Here is an 18374-nt window from a genome sequence, read left to right on the forward strand (position 1 = left end):
TTTACTTTTCATCAGGCGGCCCAAAATGCAAGCACCATCACCAAAGGGATATGCGCTCCGCATGTCGGCTTTCTTTGGAGCCTTTTTCTTTCCACTTGGCATTTATATTCCATTTTTTGCCGTTTGGCTAAACAGCCTCGGCGTGGAACCAAAAGAAATTGGTCTCATACTGACCATTCCAATGGCAACGCGCGTGATTTTCACCCCTTTCATGGCAGGAATCGCTGATAAAATTGGAGACCGCCGGCTGACATTGCAAATTTATTGTGTTGTTTTTGCAGTTACTTTTGCCATGATCACAATCAGCGACAATCTCCTATGGATCGCGCTGGTCATGGCAGTATCCCACATCGCCCAGAGTGCCATTATTCCCGTATCTGACTCTCTAGCCATGGCAGGAACAAGACGCTTTGATCTGGATTACGGACGGATGCGCAGCTGGGGATCCCTCGCCTTCATGGTCGCCAATTTGATTGGCGGGGTGGTTCTTGATGCCTTTGGTGCTGCAAATATTATTTGGGTTATGGTGATCGGAAATATGCTGCACATCATCTTTTCCATGACATTACCCTCAGATCCAAGGTTAAATGACAACCGTAATCTGTCCAAAGGTGCAAATTTAAACTGGGCTCAACTTAAACAATTTGCGCAGTTAGGTTTCTGGATCATTTTATTTGCCGCCAGTTTTGTACAAGCCTCACACAGCGTACTCTATGCTTTTGCGACAATTTTTTGGCAAAAAATCGGCATTTCGGCCAACATGACTGGAATCTTCTGGTCGGTTTCCATTCTGGCTGAGGTAACGCTATTCTTCTATTCCAAAAAGATTTCAGGCAGACTTAGCTGGAAATCCTTGCTTATAGTCGGGGCATGTTTGGCGACATTACGTTGGCTTCTGTTCCCGCTAGAACTGCCCGTTAGTGGCTATTTTCTCTTGCAAATACTACATGCTGGAAGCTTCGCCTGCACCCATCTTGGCATGATGTTCTTCCTCACCAAAATGGTAGATGATGAATTGTCAGGCACCGCTCAAGGACTTTTTACCATGTTAACGGGCTTGTTAATGGCCATCGCGACCTTTTTGTCCGGTTACCTTTATTCACTTCTGGAAGGCGATGCCTTTTACATAATGGCTGGGATCAGCCTGTTCGGACTAGTGCTGTTCCTCATCGCGCCTATGTTCTCACTCGGTCATATCAATGCCGACACAGTGCCTCTAGACAGAGACTAAAACACCGAGCACCATAAAATCGTGACGAAACCATCGATCTTTCCTTGCCTCACAGTAAGGATGTGGGGCATGTAACACATGAGAAAAGCCTTCCTATCGACAGATTCTTGCGTCATTATAAAGCAAGCATCAATCCCAAGGAGCTGGCTAAAATCAGGACCTGTGACCGAAGCGTGAGACCGAACATGACTCCAGACAAGATCGACCAAGGAGCACAGATCACAACGGTCTTTCAAACACCACAAATCGTGTTGGGGAACGCTGGCGCCGAAGGCACCCTTTTTATCAAAGGTGACTGGACGATTGAGACCATCAAGGACGCCGACAAACTTGTCTCCGATGCCTTTCAGCAACAGTTACATCCCACTGCTATTGATTTCTCGGATCTATCAATCCTGGATACATCGGGCGCTTGGGTGATTGTGCGCCTTATGCGCGGATTAAATCTAGAACTCTTCGCGACAAGCCCAATCCAATCTGACCACCGCATTCTGTTTGATGCCGTGTGGCAAACCAACCGCGTCCAGCCCCAAACCCAGCCTCCCCCCAATATGTTTATACAAGCCGCCGAACAAACAGGCCGTGATGTATTCGAAATCTATAAAGACATCAAAATTCTGACCTTTTTGATGGGCAGCGTGATCGCTGGTTTGGTGCAAAGTCTGATTAATCCGCGTAAGCTGCGCATAACCGCCATTGTGCATCATCTCGAACAAACCGGTCTGAAAGCTGTTCCTATCGTTGCAATGATGTCCTTTCTCGTCGGCGCGATTGTTGCTCAGCAAGGGGCATTCCAACTTCGCCAGTTTGGGGCCGAGCCATTTGTGATTGATCTGGTTGGCATTCTGGTGTTGCGCGAAGTCGGTATTTTGCTAACGGCCATTCTCGTTGCGGGCAGATCCGGTAGTGCTTTTACGGCAGAAATCGGCTCCATGAAAATGCGCGAAGAAATTGATGCCATGCGCGTCATGGGTCTGAATGTAACGCAAGTGCTCATCACGCCACGCGTGATCGCCCTTGTTATTGCTCTGCCCTTGTTGGGGGTGGTGGCCAACTTCTCTGCCTTGTTTGGTGGCGGGATATTGCTTTGGGTTTATTCAGATATAACGCCCATTGCCTACATCAACTGGTTGCGAGAAGCGATCGCTGTCAACACATTCATGGTTGGCGTTATCAAGGCGCCTTTCATGGCTTTGATCATCGCGCTGATCTCCTGTTCAGAAGGTCTTCAAGTCGGAGGCAGTGCAGAATCTCTAGGTCGTCGCACAACAGCAGCGGTCGTGAAATCCATTTTCCTGATGGTTCTTGTCGACGGCGTCTTTGCCATTTTCTTCGCAGCCATTGGATATTAGGGAAGATTGCATGACCGTAAATAATCTTCACCAGCATTCTAAACCCGGAGCAGGCAATCAGGACGATATCCTGCTTGCTGTGCGCGGCCTAACGGTCGGCTTTGGTGATCGGGTGATCCTTGAGAATCTGGATTTGGACGTCAGACAAGGCGAGATTATCGGCATTGTTGGCGCCTCCGGCACCGGTAAGTCGGTCCTTCTGCGCGCCATCCTTGGCCTCACCCCAAAACAGAGTGGAACCTTTATTCTGTTCGGTCAGAATACAGACCAGCTCAAAACGGCTGAACGCATGAAGATTGAGCGCAAACTGGGCGTATTGTTCCAACATGGTGCGCTTTTTTCTTCGCTGTCAGTGTTGCAAAATATTCAGGTGCCAATGCGCGAATATCTTTCGTTGCCCAAGCGCCTCATGGATGAATTGGCAATCTCCAAACTTGAACTGGTCGGACTGTCCCCTGACGCAGCCCACAAGCACCCGTCAGAGCTGTCAGGCGGCATGATCAAACGAGCCGCCCTAGCCCGCGCGCTCGCGCTCGATCCCGACATGGTGTTGTTGGATGAACCAACCTCCGGTCTAGATCCAATCAGCGCCGAAGAGTTTGATGACCTCATATCCAAACTCAGAAACACTTTGGGCCTGACTGTTTTTATGGTAACTCATGACTTAGACAGCCTGAATCAAGCCTGCGACCGTATTGCCGTTTTGGCAGAACGTCGGGTCCTGACGACAGGCACCATGCACCAAATGCAAAACAATGATCACCCCTGGATCCGGAAGTATTTCACCGGCAAGCGCGCCATCCGACAGTGGGACAGGAACTGACACATGGAAACCAAAGCCAACTTTATACTCATTGGCCTGTTTACCCTGCTGTTGACCGCAGTCGGCTTCGGCTTTGTCTTTTGGATCGCACGTTATGATGACGTGAAGCCAATGAAAGAAGTCATTGTGCGCTTTGAAGGCTCTGTAGCAGGGCTTTTCAAGGGAGGGCAGGTTCAGTTTAACGGCATCAAAGTCGGTGAAGTCTCCAATCTCAACTATGATCCTATCAATCCAAAATATGTAAAAGCCCATCTGCTGGTGGATTCAGAGATCCCGCTGAAACAAGACAGCAAAGTCGAGCTTGCCTTTCGCGGCCTAACTGGCGTTGGCAATGTCGAGATCAAAGGAGGCACACCAGAGCTTCCAGATCTGCTGGATCAGGAGAAAGTGCCACAATTGATCGCCACCAATTCTGCCATGCAGGACTTGATGTCCGGTGCACGGCAAATACTAACACGCGCCGACACTCTTCTGGCCAAAGTAGAAGACGTGGTTGATACCAATGAAAGCAGTATCAAAAATTCAATCAGCAATGTCGAGACCTTCACCGCTGCCCTGAAAAACAATGCCGGCAACATAGATACATTTCTTGCAGATGCCTCTGGAGCAGCAAAAGGCCTGACGTCTTTATCCGCCCGTCTTGAAACACTCAGCGACAAAGCGGAATCGCTTCTGGCCGCAGTTGACCCCAAAAGCATTGAGAACAGCGTCGAAAATGTCGAAAAATTCAGCCAAAAGCTGGCAAGTGCATCCGAAAAGTTTGATGTGGTTGTCGAAGATGCGTCTGAAGCGGCAAAAGGCATCAACCAATTCTCGGCAAGCCTGACCACCTCATTGAGCAAAGTCGATACATTGGTTGAAAGCGTTGATCCAAATGTGGTCCGCACTGCGGTGGCTTCTTTGGGAACCTTTGCAAAGTCTCTCGAGACTTCTTCCAGCGATATTGACGCCATCCTGTCCGAAGCCAAACTGGCTGCCGGCAACATCAATACCTTTTCCCAAACAATGTCGTCACGCACAGAAGACTTCAATACGATCATAACCGATGCCAAACAGCTTGCATCTCGCCTTAACGCCGCATCCAAGCGCGTCGACGGGATTCTGGGCAAAGTTGATGGCATCCTGTCGGATGAAGAAGGTGGCAAAGGCTTGGTACAAGAAGCCACCTTGGCAGCCCGTTCGATTCGCATCGTCGCAGAACGCTTTGAATCGCGCGCTGATGAAATTGCCAGCGGATTGGCCCGCTTCTCGGGCAAGGGCCTGCGTGATGTGGAAGGCATGGTTTCGGAGGCGCGCCAAACACTTCGGCGCCTTGAAGGAGCTGTTGGGAAGCTGGAAGACGACCCGTCAAGCCTGATTTTTGGTGGCAACAAAGTCAAAACCTTCAACCGTCGCCACTAACCCGTCCCAACGCTCACTGCAGCGTGATGTGGAGATGCCTCGTTGAGATCATCTCGGGTGGCACGATGAAGTCTTCTGCAAATATGTGGCAAAATCGCATAAATCCATCAAAAATCCGCCCAAAACGTCAAAAAGAAGTTGGTTTGTCCGGCCACATGGTTAGAGTAGGCGCCATTGGGTTTCGGGTATTTGAGGTTCTGCGTTTGTTTGGTTTTCGGTCATATGCAAGGTATTTTGCCATCATCGGTGCGTGCACCATACTGGCATCCTGCTCGTCCCTCACAGGTGGCAAGGAACTAACCACCTATGACCTCAGCGCGCCGGACAATTTCTCCAATTTGCGAGGGCGGACAAATGCGCAAATTCTAGTCGCAGTTCCGACCGCTCTGAAGTCTCTGGACAGTGAGATGATTGTCGTCCGCCCCGGTGGATCGGAAATAACCTATTTTGGTGATGCCCAGTGGAGTGACCGTCTTCCTCGTGTTGTTCAGGAAAAGCTGGTTCAAACGTTTGAAAATTCCCACCGAGTGCGTTCTGTTGCCAAACCGGGCGATGGTGTTGTGGTCGATTACAAAATCGTCACATCCATTCGTGCATTTGAGCTAAGCGATGAAGCTGGAGCTTCGGCTCACGTGGCTCTTTCAGTCAAAATCATCAATGACCGCAATGGTCGCGTCCGCGCTTCCAAGCAATTCAACGCTACATCGCCAGCCAATCTGAGCAACTCTCAAAAGGGTGTCGAGGCCATCGATCGTGCCATGGATGTAGTGTTACGTGACATCTTGGTTTGGGTGCTAGACACGATTTGATGATGCCCAAAGGCCCGACCAAATAGACCAACAGGCACACTTCACCGACCCACATACATTGTTAGAAGCCAATCAGATTTCAATATTGCTCTGAAACTGCTTTGCGCTGGCTTCCCAGCTAAAACCGGCAGCATAATCAACACAGGCCTGTCTATCGATTTTCAAGGCCTCTCGCACAGCGGTTGCTAAATCGTCGTTCAGCGCACCCACGCTGCTATCACCAATCACATCAAGCGGTCCCATGACAGGATAAGCAGCAACCGGTAGGCCGGACGCCAGAGCCTCTAACAACACGATACCAAAAGTATCTGTCTTGGATGGAAAGACAAATACATCACACGACGCATAAATGGCCGCCAACTCTTCACCTTCTTTCAATCCAAGAAAGTACACCTCAGGGTGTTTTGCTTCAAGCTCGGGCCTCTGGGGACCATCGCCAACAACTATTTTGGTGCCTGGACAGTCGAGTTCGAGAAAAGCATTGATATTTTTCTCCACCGCCACACGCCCGACATACAACAACAAAGGCTTGGCATCGTCCAAAATCTTTTCATTCCGAGGGTGAAACAACTCCAAATCAACACCACGCCCCCAATAATGTAGATCGGTGAAACCTCGATCTTCCAGATCGCGCTTCAAGCTGGGTGTTGCAACCATGCAGCAGCGACCTGCGTTATGAAACCAACGCAAAGCCGCATAGGTCCATGCAACCGGCACAGGAAAGCGTGCTGCGAGATATTCAGGAAAGCGGGTATGATAGGACGTGGTGAAAGACACATGACGCTGCATACAATAACGCCGCGCCCAAAACCCCAGCGGCCCTTCCGTCGCGATATGAACATAGTCAGGCTTAATCGCATTGATTTTCTTGGCCACCCCATGTCCAAGGGTTAAGGAAAGGCGGATTTCCGGATAGGTCGGGCATGGCAGGGTCTTGAAACAAAGAGGCGTTAAGTAGTGAACATCTCGGCCCTGTTTTTTTAATTCCAGACCTAAACGGTCCAAAGAACGCACCACACCATTCACTTGCGGGTGCCACGCATCTGTCACGATTAAAATTCGGGTCATGCAAGAGCCTTGGCTGGCACAGGGCCTGTCAATTTTGGCATAGCACCGACGGTTTCACCCCATCGGATCAGTTCAAACCGGCCGTCACCATGCTCGACAATCGCGGTACAGCTCTCGACCCAGTCACCTGTATTATAATAAGCAATGCCAAATTTTTCGTGCATTTCTGGATGATGGATATGTCCGCAGATCACTCCATCGACATCGAATTTTTTGGCTTCCTGACACAGGGTTTCCTCGAACGTACCAATAAAATTGACAGCGTTTTTCACCTTCAACTTGGCCCATGCTGATAATGACCAATAGCCAAACCCTAACTTGCGACGCACCGCGTTCAATCCTGTATTGATAGCCAACGCAAGCCCATAGGCCCAGTCACCCAAGTAGGCGAGCCACTTAGCATGGCGCACCACCATGTCATACTGATCCCCGTGGATCACCAACAGGCGGCGACCATCTGCCGTTTCATGAATGTCATGTGCCAGCAGTTCAACATCGCCAAAATGCGCGCCGACATATTTGCGCAAAAACTCATCGTGGTTGCCAGGCACATATACCACGCGGGCCCCTTTACGCGCTTTACGCAGCAATTTCTGCACCACATCATTATGGGGCTGCGGCCAATACCAACGGCTTTGCAACCGCCACCCATCAACGATATCGCCAATCAAATAGATCGTATCGGCATCATGATATTTTAGAAACTCAAGCAGCATTTCGGCCTGACATCCGCGCGTGCCCAAGTGAACATCGGACAAAAAGAGCGTGCGGTGTTTAAAAAGTCCTTCGTCACTGGTCTGGGTCATAGATCTGCTCTGAATTGGAGGCGGCAAACATTTGTGACACTTTTTAAGAACCCCGCGTCTCACTTTTGTGACAGCGAGAAAAAAAGCAGTTCAAATGCAAAACAGCCCCCAAGTTAGAGCAAGATAGCGGTCTTTTTCACAGAGAAACCTAGCCAATAAAAAAAGGAGAGCCATTGGCTCTCCTTCAATCATGCGTCTGATTTCCGATCAAATTCAGTATTTTCGTTCAAACGGCTCATCACCTGCAAACAAGGGGGCTGGATGCCACTGATAACGAAGAGAAGCGGAGATGATGTCGGCACTGGAATCGGCCCTGCCCGTATAACTCCCAAGACCATTACTTCCAGACACTTGAACATCATCCTTGATAAACAAATGGCTATATCCGACATCCACGGACAGCTTCTCACTCACGTTGTAGGAGGCACCCAAACTTGCCCAGACACGGTCTGCATCAGGGAGGCGCAGGTTGCGATGCTCGGTCGGAATAGGCGATTTTTCATAACCGACACCGGCACGCAACATCAGATTGTCATCATAGGCATATTCACCGCCAAGCGATGCAAACCAGCCATCTTCATAACCGAAATGCAACGTTGTTCCAGCGAGGCTACCATTAATCACAATCGGATCTTTCAGCGTGCTCCAATCGGACCATTCAAAGCCCGCCAGCAGTGCAAACCGTTTTGATATATCCTGGCGCAGCCCCACCGTAATGCTCGATGGAAGGTTTAAATCCGCAGTAATCGGCGTCCGAGCTGATCCAACCGATGTCAGATATTGGGTTCCGGACAGTTTTAAATTTGTCTCGGAGCGATAACCAACACCGATCGTAGTTCCTTCAAATGGCTTAAAAGTAGCGCCAAGACTAAATGTCGGCGCCCACGCATCACCCTTTAGCTCATGATCATAAACACCCACTTGTGCTGCAGTCATGCGAACCTTTGCATAAGTTACTCCCACACCAACCCCGACACTGAAGGCATCACTGATGCGATAGGCGATATTCGCTTTTGCATCAGTTGTGAAGATTTCGGATGTGGCAGCATGATAGGCAGAACCCGACGGGTTTTTGGCCTTGGTCGCCATGCCATAAGGTGCATTCACACTCAAACCAACATACAAATCATTCATCAGTTGCATTGCGGAATAGGAAGCAGGAATGAGAGCATCCAACCCAACATCGCCGGGGTCCGCAGTGCCATATGGCCCGCTGAGCAAACTAACATCCGTTTTGGGAATAACAGCAGTCAATACGCTTTCGGTGTTCACACCGTCTATCTGTGTGAGCGTAGCTGGGTTCCAGAACGCCGAAGACAGAGCACCACCCGCAGCTACACCTGCAAACGAAGATCCCTGACCAATGGCACTTTGTTCGCGCAGAGCAAAGCCCCCTGCCTGCGCGGCCGGAACGGAAGCTGCGGCCATGACGCTCAAAACGGCGACAGAGGCAACGCTTAATTTTAAGGTTTTTTGGCTGCGATTTTCGGACACTCATTCCTCCAGCATCTTAAAGACATTTGCCATGTTTTTGACAATTGGAAATGAACTTCACATACGCAATTTTATCAAATCAAGCCCTCCAAACGGGCGCCTTTGTCCAAAGGTGTCAAATTGTCGCCATATCGCGCTCTATCGACACAATGAAAACTAACAAGTGTTCATTCGTTAAATTTGTAGCAGTCGCAAATGAGTATATTTTTTTGAAAACAATCAGATACTTACCAAAGAACATTCGAGATTACATAACTAAGCCCCACAGAGCTGACCTTAGGGAATACCCTTACGTCACTGATTTCATTATCTTTATTATGAAAATAAGGGGATAACTTGAAAACCAGGCATTGATCTGCACGATCGAATGCAACGAGTTGGAAAAAATCTTACTGTTTTCGAATCTTTTCAAGTAATAATTGCCTTACTCTTGACACCGTATATTTACGCACAATTTTCAAACCAAGTGAGCATCTATTCAATGAACAAAACATTCATAAAGCTGACATTTGCCGCCTGCTTGCTGGCGTCAAACTTTGTATCGGGAACAAGTCAGGCGCAAAGTCTTCCGCCCGAGCAAATAAAATCTATTCTAAAGCTAACGAAAGCCAATTGGGTTGCCTACCGAAACTACAATGGTCAACAGCTCGTCTATTTCACACATCTAGAAAGCTGGAAATGCGGACTAACCACAGTGCAGTATGGTCTCAACGATCAACCACTCAACAACAATTGGCCACTCGCAAAATGCGACGAAAAGCAGCCCAACCAAGTCACAAAAGAGCGCCCCTATCTGGCCTTCCCGCTCGGACATGTAAAAAGCATTAAGCTAAAGCTTACCTTCATTGACCAAACAGACAGCGAGATCGTTGAATTCAAAGCCCCATAACCATCTAGTCAGAGGGCAGACTGTCAGCAGGTTGCGTTATTGCCGTTTGACTAGAGCGGCTTCACGCGCAATTCAGCCTTACGGGCCAAACCGAGGGCGCGCTCGCGATAGACAACAAACATGCCAGCGAGAATAACGATCGTGCCTCCAATGATAACAGGCATACTGGGATATTCATCGAATACCAAAATCCCGATGATCACAGCCCAAATCATATTCACATAATCAAACGGGGCCAAAAGCGAAGCCTCGGTCAAGCGAAAAGCCTGTGTCATCAGCATTTGGCCAAGCCCACCCATCACACCTGCCAAAACCAACAAACCAATGATTTGCCAATCCGGCAACACCCAGCCCCAAATAAGGCTGACGAGCGAGAAACAAGATGTCGCAACAAAAAAGTAAAAGATGATTGCAGCGTTCGTCTCGCTGCGTGTCATTTGACGAACCATGATTGATGTGGATGCTATGAAGATAGTCGAAATCGCAGCAAAAAAGGCTCCCAACAACGCAACGTCTCCATCCGATTGGGACAAGCGCGGCCACAGAATGATCAACACACCAATAAATCCCGCTGCCACAGCGGTCCAGCGATAAAACCGCACTTTCTCCTTCAAAAATATTGCAGCCAGTGCCACCACCATCAACGGTGATAAGAAAGATATCGCGGTGGCTTCAGGCAATGGCATCAACCCCACCGCAGAGAACCAACAAAACATGCCCGAAGCCCCAACAAGAGCGCGCCGAAAGTGTAACCAAGGCCGTGCTGTTCGAAGGCTGTCGCGTAATTTCCCCTGCATTATCGCAACAATCAACAACGGAAATAGAGCGAAAAAACAGCGATAAAAGACAACTTGCCCCGTAGGAACCGTTGCCGATGCATATTTTATGATTGCAATCATGACTGCAAAAAAACAGGTCGCAGCGAGTTTCCAAACAATGCCAACAAGGGAATTCATGACGCGATCTTTCCAATCATCATGGTGTGAAAGCACCAACATTCCGTTCGTTCCGCCACAGTCGGCTGAACGAGCCTAATCAAACCCGAATTAAAATTTGAAACATCAAAATGAACCCATAGATGTGAAATCAGTTTGACCAAAGGAAGATTTACAATTCTTCACGCTTTGACAAAAAGATCAAGCGGTAAGCAAAAAAAATGCTCATTAACCACCGCCGCACTTATGACACCAAATCCGATTGCTCCAAAAACAGGCTTGGCTGCCCGATGAATAGAGGCAGCAAACGACTGATTAGAACACCTTGGATCTTTACATACTGAATTGATCACTGATAGATTGGCAAAGATCTTCCAACCGACTTCAGCGTTCATCGCTCTACTGACAAACCTCATTGGCTTGTCAAAAAAGCCCCCCGCCTTTTGCAGAGATTCGGCCGCGTTATGACTTCTGTGCCTCAATTCATACAGAAAATGACGGCAGTATTTGAAAGACTGCCCCTGAACATCCGCGCAATCCTGATTATGTTCATTGCAATGATGTGCTTTTCAACAATGTCCGCAACGATCAAAGAGCTTGGGCAATCGCTTCACGTCACCGTAATCATAGTCATTAGACAAGGCTTCATGGTCTTATTCCTCGTGCCACCCTTGCTAAAATCTAGCAAAGGCAAGATAAGAATTGTAAGAAAAGACCTGTTTTTGTTGCGTGCTTTTTTGACATTTTTCAGCATACTTGGTGGGCTGACAGCGATCATCAATCTGCCACTAGCCACAGCGACCACACTGAGTTTCACGCGGACTTTCTTCATTACGGTTTTCGCTGTGGTGATCCTGAAAGAAACCGTTGGCATCAGACGCATTGGCGCTCTTGTCGTCGGATTTACCGGTATCCTGATTATCGCGCGCCCCTTTGATATGTTCAGTGGTGGCTTGGCCGCTCTAGACAACAATATCATCTTTGCAATGGTTGCTGCCGCCACCATCGCCGCCAATCAAGTGATCATTCGCATTCACACACGCTATGACCAACCAACCGTCATGGTAACTGGCCAAGCGCTGCTCATCGGATTGGCGATGATACCCCTCGCCTATCTTTACTGGACAACGCCCAGTTGGAAGCAGATCGGCCTGATTGCGCTAACCGGCGCTTTGGCAAGTTTTGCCCAATGGTTGATGGTGCATGCATTTAAATGGACCAAAGCGACAACACTCGCGCCGTTTGATTATATGCGATTGCTTTTCTCGACCGCCTTTGGCTGGTTCCTGTTTGATGAGTTCCCCGACGGCTATACTTGGCTGGGGGCAGCGGTCATTTTTGCTTCGACCTTCTACATCATGCGCCGGGAAGCCAAGCTCAAAAAGTCAACCACACCGCAAACCGTCGAATAGAGTGGTTTATCAGAAATCAGGACACTACAGACAAAAAGTCAGGCCAAAGCCTGACTTTTCAAACTTGGTCTCCGAGCCTCAGTTTCTGAGTTTTACCGCCACCCGATCCTTCAAAACCAATCGTTGCCTCTTTAGATTGTCGAGATAAAAATCGGAAGCATGGTCTTCCTCATGCTCTATCCGGATTATTTCGCGGTTAACCTCGGTGTAGCGCGCAGCAAGCTTTAAAAAATCCTCATCATCAATCATCAAAGCTTGCAGTTTCTCAATGGCATCAGGAAACTCCTCGCGCAATTTATGCGTTTCGTAAAACATTGCTCTCTCCTCCCGTGGAACACATTTTCAGTCTGCATCTGGTAAAACCCTGACACCATGAAACAGATCAAAATCACAACCAAAAGACACTTAAAACAAAACCCACAAACCACCGCATAAAAAAAGGGAGCAGATTAAAATCCGCCCCCTTCATATCTCACATTTCAAACCGTCAAAGCTTACTCAGCAGCGCTGGTCTGTGCATTCTGAATTTGCTTTTCGCGACGCGTCACCAGCTTGTTCAAGGCCGACACATAAGCCTTGGCTGACGCCACCATCGTATCGGTATCAGCAGAACGACCGGTTACAGTGGTCTCATCTTCGCTCAAACGGCAAGAGACCTCAGCCTGTGCGTCTGTACCAGCCGTCACGGCACTCACTTGATACAGTTGCAACCGAGCGCGATGCGGGAACATTTCTTTAATCGCATTAAAGATCGCATCGACAGGGCCATCGCCAGTGGCTTCCTTGGTTACATGGGCGCCATCCATATCCAGCGTTACGATCGCTTTCTGTACACCGCCAGTACCGGCAATCACCGTCATGGCAATTACCTTAATCTTCTCGGAAGCATTAGAGACCTCGTCGTCAACCAAAGCCTCGATGTCTTCGTCGAAGATATGTTTCTTTTTGTCAGCCAAATCCTTGAAACGGGTAAACGCGTCCTGCAAGGCATTTTCGCCCAACTGATACCCCAAGTCTGACAGCTTTTCTTTAAACGCATGGCGACCCGAGTGCTTGCCCATAACCAAATCTGTACCACCCACACCCACATCTTCAGGCCGCATGATTTCGTAGGTTTCAGCATTTTTCAACATGCCGTCCTGATGAATACCGGACTCGTGGGCAAACGCGTTTTTGCCCACGATGGCTTTGTTATACTGCACAGGGAAGGCAGACACAGCGGAGACCAGCTTAGAGGCACGGGTCAGCATCTTGGTATTGATGCCGGTTGTATAGGCGAACACATCATTGCGTGTGCGGATCGCCATGATGATTTCTTCCAACGCCGCGTTCCCGGCACGCTCACCCAGCCCATTGATGGTGCATTCGATCTGGCGTGCACCACCCTTGGCCGCGGCCAAAGAGTTGGCTACTGCCATGCCCAAATCGTTGTGACAATGCGCCGAGAAAATGGCTTTGTCAGAATTGGGCACATTTTCAATCACGCGGCGGAACAGGGATTCGATTTCATCCGGTGTTGTATAGCCCACGGTGTCAGGGATATTGATGGTCGTCGCACCGGCGTTGATTGCTGCTTCGACACAGCGACACATAAAGTCAAACTCGGTGCGGGTGCCATCTTCGCAGGACCATTCCACGTCATCGGTCCAGTTGCGCGCCCGTGTGACCGAAGAGATCACTTTTTCATAGACAGTTTCAGGTTCCATTTGCAGCTTGAATTTCATGTGCAACGGGCTGGTGGAAATAAAAGTATGGATCCGGCTTTTATTGGCATGTTTAACCGCCTCACCGGCGCGATCAATATCCTTATTGCCAGCACGGGCCAAGCCGCAAACAGTGGAGTTCTTGACCACTTTGGCAATCTCGGAAACAGCTTCAAAGTCTCCGTTGGAAGCGATCGGAAAACCCGCTTCAATCACATCCACACCCATTTCATCCAGCAATTTAGCGACTTGAATTTTTTCTTCCAAGGTCATGGATGCTCCGGGAGATTGTTCGCCGTCGCGCAAGGTGGTGTCAAAGATAATGATATTGTCGGTCATGGGATTTATCCTGAATTTGGCCGTTCCAGCCAATAAATGAAAATTGGTCAAGGCTAGTCACACGGCAAGAATGTCTCTGGCTGCTTTGAAATGTCATCCCCTGAAGATCCGCCGTAAACCGAAGTCAACGCCTGTCGATGTTCAGGGGCAGATTAGGAGTAGTAGAGCGGAGTTTAGACGTGCAGCTGTGGCGGGAGCTTTGGGCTCAACCGTAACAACTTGACCAATTGTGCTCAAAGGAGCGGTCATTTCCGTCTCTCGCATATAATAAAAGAAAAACCTAAGATGGTTTTCATATCTCGATCCATTTGTCATAAACGATCAATACCAACTCCACAAGGCCGAATTTTCAATTTTTTTGAACCCGACAAAAACAATAAATTTTAATTATAGAAGTATAACAAACAATATTAGAAATATTCTAATAGAATAAAAATTACATAAACCGAAAAATAAAAACTATGACGATAATTAAATATAAGAATTCAAGTAATTAATTATATTTCCGAAAATAAAATCAATTTATTAACTCTTTTTGTACAGTAATGAACTTTAGAAATTATACGCGACCAGCATAATAGGACCGAAGGTTTACAAAAATGAATTTCTTGTCCAAGATGAAGATGACACAGAAAGTCACGCTTCTAATCGTCGCCTCTGTCGTGGTTTCGATGGTGTCATTGGCAACTGTTGCATGGATCACTGTCAGCAACAAAGTCAGACAGGACGTTATAATACAACAGTCTACAAGCATACGTGTAGCCGCCCAGGTGTTGGAAACGTCCATCGAAGGTGTGGGAGTCGATCGCACCGGCGATGGCGACATCAGCCGCTTGACAATGCAGACCATTCCCGCTTTTGAAAACCACACATTGATCGACCGAGTTGGTGGTATAACCAACGAAACCGCAACAATCTTTGCTTGGGATGAGAAGACCAAGGATTTCTGGCGCAAAACAACCAACATCGTAAAACCCAATGGAGAACGAGCAGTCGGCACACCGCTTGGCCAGAAAGGCGCGGTCTATCCGATTATAGCCAGTGGCAAAAGCTTCGTTGGCGAAGCTGTTATTCTCGGCATACCTTACTACACACTCTATCAGCCGATATTCTCACCGTCTAATGACGTTGTAGGCATTCTTTATGTAGGTATCGAGCGTTCCAACGTTGAAGCTGTGTTGGGTGACGTGTCCTCCCAAATGCTTCTTTGGGCGTCGATAGTATCTGTCATTATTCTAGCCTTGGCTTTCGCAATCGTCAGCAAAATGATGAGACCACTGCCCGTGATTACCGGCTTGCTCACACTGATCGCAAAAGACGAGCAGCTTGAAAAGATTGACTATCAAGAACGCAAAGATGAAATTGGCGATATTGCCCGTTCTGTCAATGTCCTGAACCAACACAACGCGCAACGCCGCGAGTTGGAGCATCAGAAGGCAGAAACAGATAGAGCAAATATCGAGCGGCATACCAATACACAACGAATTATTGATGCGTTCCAAGGCGGCATTCAATCGGTTCTTGAGGAGTCTGCAGAGAACTCCCGCACCATGGAAGCCACGGCGCAACGTTTGAACGAGATCGCGCTGAACACCACAGCTCAGACCAACGACGCCTCCAAAATTTCCCATGATGCAGCAACCAACGTGCAAGCGGTCGCCTCGGCAGCCGAAGAATTGACAGCGTCAATCGAGGAAATCTCCAGCCAGCTTGGACGCACCCAGCAAGTTGTTTCCACCACCACCAATGAAGCACAAGCAACCAACGAAAAAGTCTCCAGTTTAGACCTTGCTGCCCAAAAAATTGGTGAGGTGGTTAGCCTCATTCAGGCCATCGCCGAGCAGACCAACCTTCTCGCACTCAATGCCACCATTGAAGCGGCCCGAGCCGGTGAATCAGGCAAAGGCTTTGCGGTTGTGGCGGCCGAAGTGAAAGAGTTGGCTAACCAGACATCAAAAGCGACGGAAGAAATCTCAAGCCAGATTTCAGGCATTCAGAGCTCTTCCAAAGAAGCTGTGTCAGCCATTGCTAAAATCACCCAAACGATGGATGAGGTCAATGAATACACCAATTCAATTGCATCCGCTGTAGAACAACAAGGGGCTGCGACCTCCGAAATTAGCAACAATGTTCAGCAGGCATCTCAGGGGACTTCGTTGGTCACTCAGCGGGTCGCCGCGGTTAGCGATTCTGTCACCGATACCCAACAATCAGCCACTCAGGTGCTCAATGCATCTCGTTCATCTGCAGAACAGGCTAAAGATTTGCGTTCGAAAATTGAGCAATTCCTGCAAGAGATACAGGCAGCATAACCCTCAAAATTGCTTGGATTCCAAGATTGCCAAAAGACAAAAACCGCAGTCCCAATGGGGCCGCGGTTTTTTTATGCCTTATCAAATATATTGAAACCAAGAGGCCTCCCTACATGGCAGCCAGATAAGCACGTGTTGCACCAGTGATAGTCCAAACCGAGTTGGCGCGTGGTGACTGACAAAAGGCCAGAGCAGGCCCCATAGACGCCTGCCCCAGAGCAACATGGCTAAAAGCATCAGCTCCAGTCAGAAAAGCATCAATCGCTTTGGCCAAAGCCTGACGATATGCCTCAAGATCACCAGACAGGAACAAAGACCAGACATCAGGCAAAAGAATGACCTTAAGACCAACAGCCTCTGCCCCCATCTCTACTCGGCATTGTTCAAATAGCGTACGCGTGGGGACAACGGTTGTCGGGGCTGCAATAAGAACAGCAACACTCTGCGCCCCCGGGGTCTTCATAGCACCCGCAAAAACCGCCTCTGCTAGTAACCGGTCCGTTCGTTCAGCCGGCACTCCGCTCGCCTTGACACCATCAACCACCGAACTGAGACTTGAACAGGTGAGCAGCAACAGATCAACATCCAAAGCGTAAGAGTGAAGAGCGTCAGCAATTTCCACCGACAGCGCCTCATCGATGCCGCCCTGTGCAGTGGCTTTATCCAACAGGTCCGCACGAACATAATGCGCTTTTGGTGATAAATTAGTGCCGTTAATTGCGTCTTCAAACAAAGGCACCAAACTCTGGGAACTATGGAGAAATGAAAAAGTCAAATGAGCCTCAAATTACAAATGGAGAAGACCTGTTAGCGACAGGATCAGCGAACAGTAAAATAACTAGATATAAAGTACTCCCGAGGCCACAATCACGGCTTTCCCGCCAATGCGTTCCGCGCTCAAACGTCCATCAGCGACTTCAAACTCCAAATTGATGATAGAGGCACGCCCCATCTCAAACCCTTGTTCAATAACGAAGCTGTGCGTCCCTTTCCCTGGCTGATCAAATCGGCAAATACAACCGGCAAAAGCTGCCGCAGCCGACCCCGTTGCCGGGTCTTCTACGATCCCCATCGTTGGGGCAAACATTCGTGTATGAAAGCTGGACCCATGGCGCACGGTCTCGCGTGTATAAAGATAGGCATCATTGTGGTCGTGCGACCCAAAGGCAGTGTTCCAACTGGGCAACACCGGGCTGGCCCGTCCGATCGCTTCCATATCTCGGATCGGCACCATAACAAAAGGCACTCCGGCGGCAAAAACAGTCGGCACGTGATTTTCAAACCCGATGTCTTTGATATGCAGCCCCAAAGCGGCGGCAATCTCGTCTTTCGATCCCAATTGAATATCAAATGGCTTTGACAGGCTAGGCACATCAAATACAGCATCCCCTGCCCCACCTCCTGCGCCATTGGCATAGAGCTTGACCCGTGCGCGAACCAGTCCGATCTTCTCCTCCAGCATCATCACACTGTCCATATCACGTTCAAGGTCAGGAAAGCGCTGAGAACCGAGCAAGACGGCAGCACCGACTGTGGGATGCCCTGCAAAAGGCAATTCACATGATGGCGTAAAAATCCGCAAGGCGGCGTTGTGGGCAGGATTTTTTGGAGGACTAACAAAAACCGTTTCGGAGAGATTGAATTCTCGTGCGATTTTCTGCATCTCACCATCACTCAACCCGTCAGAATCGAGCACCACTGCCAGAGGATTACCCGCGAGAACTTCATGTGTGAATACATCGAGAATGAAGTAGGCGCGCTCTGACTTAGACATTTGGCAAAATCCTCAAACTGACAGGC

The 18374-nt window shown here is 48.9% G+C and carries 16 protein-coding genes; 8 read left to right on the forward strand and 8 right to left on the reverse strand.

The window, feature by feature from the left end; translation table 11 throughout:
* Positions 1-25 precede the first annotated feature (25 nt).
* The 5 genes from C0081_RS19140 to C0081_RS19160 all read left to right on the forward strand — a co-directional run bounded on the left by C0081_RS19140 (position 26) and on the right by C0081_RS19160 (position 5616).
* Entirely contained in the window at positions 26-1231 is a 1206-nt protein-coding gene (locus C0081_RS19140; protein ID WP_101531952.1) for an MFS transporter, read from the forward strand.
* 185 nt (positions 1232-1416) lie between these two features.
* Positions 1417-2583, forward strand: a complete 1167-nt coding sequence (locus C0081_RS19145) for an MlaE family ABC transporter permease (RefSeq protein ID WP_101531953.1) — start codon at positions 1417-1419, stop codon at positions 2581-2583.
* A 10-nt stretch (positions 2584-2593) separates the two neighbouring features.
* Positions 2594-3406 (forward strand): ABC transporter ATP-binding protein, encoded by an 813-nt coding sequence (locus C0081_RS19150; RefSeq protein WP_101531954.1) that lies wholly within the window; start codon positions 2594-2596, stop codon positions 3404-3406.
* Between the two features lie 3 nt (positions 3407-3409).
* Positions 3410-4807 carry an MlaD family protein gene (locus tag C0081_RS19155; RefSeq protein ID WP_101531955.1) on the forward strand — a complete coding sequence of 466 codons (1398 nt, stop codon included), beginning with the start codon at positions 3410-3412 and terminating at the stop codon, positions 4805-4807.
* Positions 4808-4872: 65 nt separating this feature from the next.
* The gene (locus C0081_RS19160) at positions 4873-5616 is read left to right on the forward strand and encodes an ABC-type transport auxiliary lipoprotein family protein (RefSeq protein WP_180966694.1); all 744 of its coding nucleotides are present in this window, start codon (positions 4873-4875) and stop codon (positions 5614-5616) included.
* A gap of 72 nt (positions 5617-5688) precedes the next feature.
* On the opposite strand, the gene C0081_RS19165 is transcribed toward C0081_RS19160, so the two are convergent.
* The 3 genes from C0081_RS19165 to C0081_RS19175 all read right to left on the reverse strand — a co-directional run bounded on the left by C0081_RS19165 (position 5689) and on the right by C0081_RS19175 (position 8984).
* Positions 5689-6684, reverse strand: a complete 996-nt coding sequence (locus C0081_RS19165) for a glycosyltransferase family 4 protein (protein ID WP_101531957.1) — start codon at positions 6682-6684, stop codon at positions 5689-5691.
* Positions 6681-7490, reverse strand: coding sequence for a UDP-2,3-diacylglucosamine diphosphatase (locus tag C0081_RS19170; protein WP_101531958.1), 810 nt, complete (start codon positions 7488-7490; stop codon positions 6681-6683). Before C0081_RS19170 ends, C0081_RS19165 begins: the two co-directional genes overlap by 4 nt.
* Positions 7491-7703: 213 nt before the next feature.
* The gene (locus C0081_RS19175) at positions 7704-8984 is read right to left on the reverse strand and encodes an OmpP1/FadL family transporter (protein ID WP_101531959.1); all 1281 of its coding nucleotides are present in this window, start codon (positions 8982-8984) and stop codon (positions 7704-7706) included.
* Between the two features lie 481 nt (positions 8985-9465).
* On the opposite strand from C0081_RS19175, the gene C0081_RS19185 reads away from it, so the two are divergent.
* Complete coding sequence (locus C0081_RS19185; protein ID WP_210200354.1) at positions 9466-9873, forward strand: hypothetical protein; 408 nt, start codon at positions 9466-9468, stop codon at positions 9871-9873.
* Positions 9874-9923: 50 nt separating this feature from the next.
* Here C0081_RS19185 and C0081_RS19190 read toward each other — a convergent pair whose 3' ends face one another.
* Positions 9924-10829, reverse strand: coding sequence for a DMT family transporter (locus C0081_RS19190; protein ID WP_180966695.1), 906 nt, complete (start codon positions 10827-10829; stop codon positions 9924-9926).
* A 473-nt stretch (positions 10830-11302) separates the two neighbouring features.
* On the opposite strand from C0081_RS19190, the gene C0081_RS19200 reads away from it, so the two are divergent.
* On the forward strand, positions 11303-12220 hold the full coding sequence (locus C0081_RS19200) for a DMT family transporter (RefSeq protein WP_180966696.1): 918 nt from the start codon (positions 11303-11305) through the stop codon (positions 12218-12220).
* A gap of 78 nt (positions 12221-12298) precedes the next feature.
* Here the strand turns inward: C0081_RS19200 and C0081_RS19205 are convergent, their stop codons facing one another.
* Together C0081_RS19205 and C0081_RS19210 are read right to left on the reverse strand one after the other, a co-directional pair.
* Complete coding sequence (locus tag C0081_RS19205; RefSeq protein ID WP_101531964.1) at positions 12299-12535, reverse strand: HP1242/YdcH family protein; 237 nt, start codon at positions 12533-12535, stop codon at positions 12299-12301.
* A 179-nt stretch (positions 12536-12714) separates the two neighbouring features.
* Positions 12715-14262: a 2-isopropylmalate synthase gene (locus C0081_RS19210; protein ID WP_101531965.1), complete on the reverse strand. Its 1548-nt coding sequence runs from the start codon at positions 14260-14262 to the stop codon at positions 12715-12717.
* Between the two features lie 623 nt (positions 14263-14885).
* Between C0081_RS19210 and C0081_RS19215 the strand changes: the two genes are divergently transcribed.
* Positions 14886-16574 carry a methyl-accepting chemotaxis protein gene (locus C0081_RS19215; RefSeq protein WP_180966697.1) on the forward strand — a complete coding sequence of 563 codons (1689 nt, stop codon included), beginning with the start codon at positions 14886-14888 and terminating at the stop codon, positions 16572-16574.
* A 109-nt stretch (positions 16575-16683) separates the two neighbouring features.
* Here C0081_RS19215 and C0081_RS19220 read toward each other — a convergent pair whose 3' ends face one another.
* Entirely contained in the window at positions 16684-17349 is a 666-nt protein-coding gene (locus tag C0081_RS19220; RefSeq protein WP_101531967.1) for an Asp/Glu racemase, read from the reverse strand.
* Positions 17350-17412: 63 nt separating this feature from the next.
* On the reverse strand, positions 17413-18348 hold the full coding sequence (locus C0081_RS19225) for a PhzF family phenazine biosynthesis protein (RefSeq protein ID WP_101531968.1): 936 nt from the start codon (positions 18346-18348) through the stop codon (positions 17413-17415).
* Positions 18349-18374 lie beyond the last annotated feature (26 nt).

The organism is Cohaesibacter celericrescens (genome assembly GCF_002866925.1).
Lineage (GTDB): Bacteria > Pseudomonadota > Alphaproteobacteria > Rhizobiales > Cohaesibacteraceae > Cohaesibacter > Cohaesibacter celericrescens.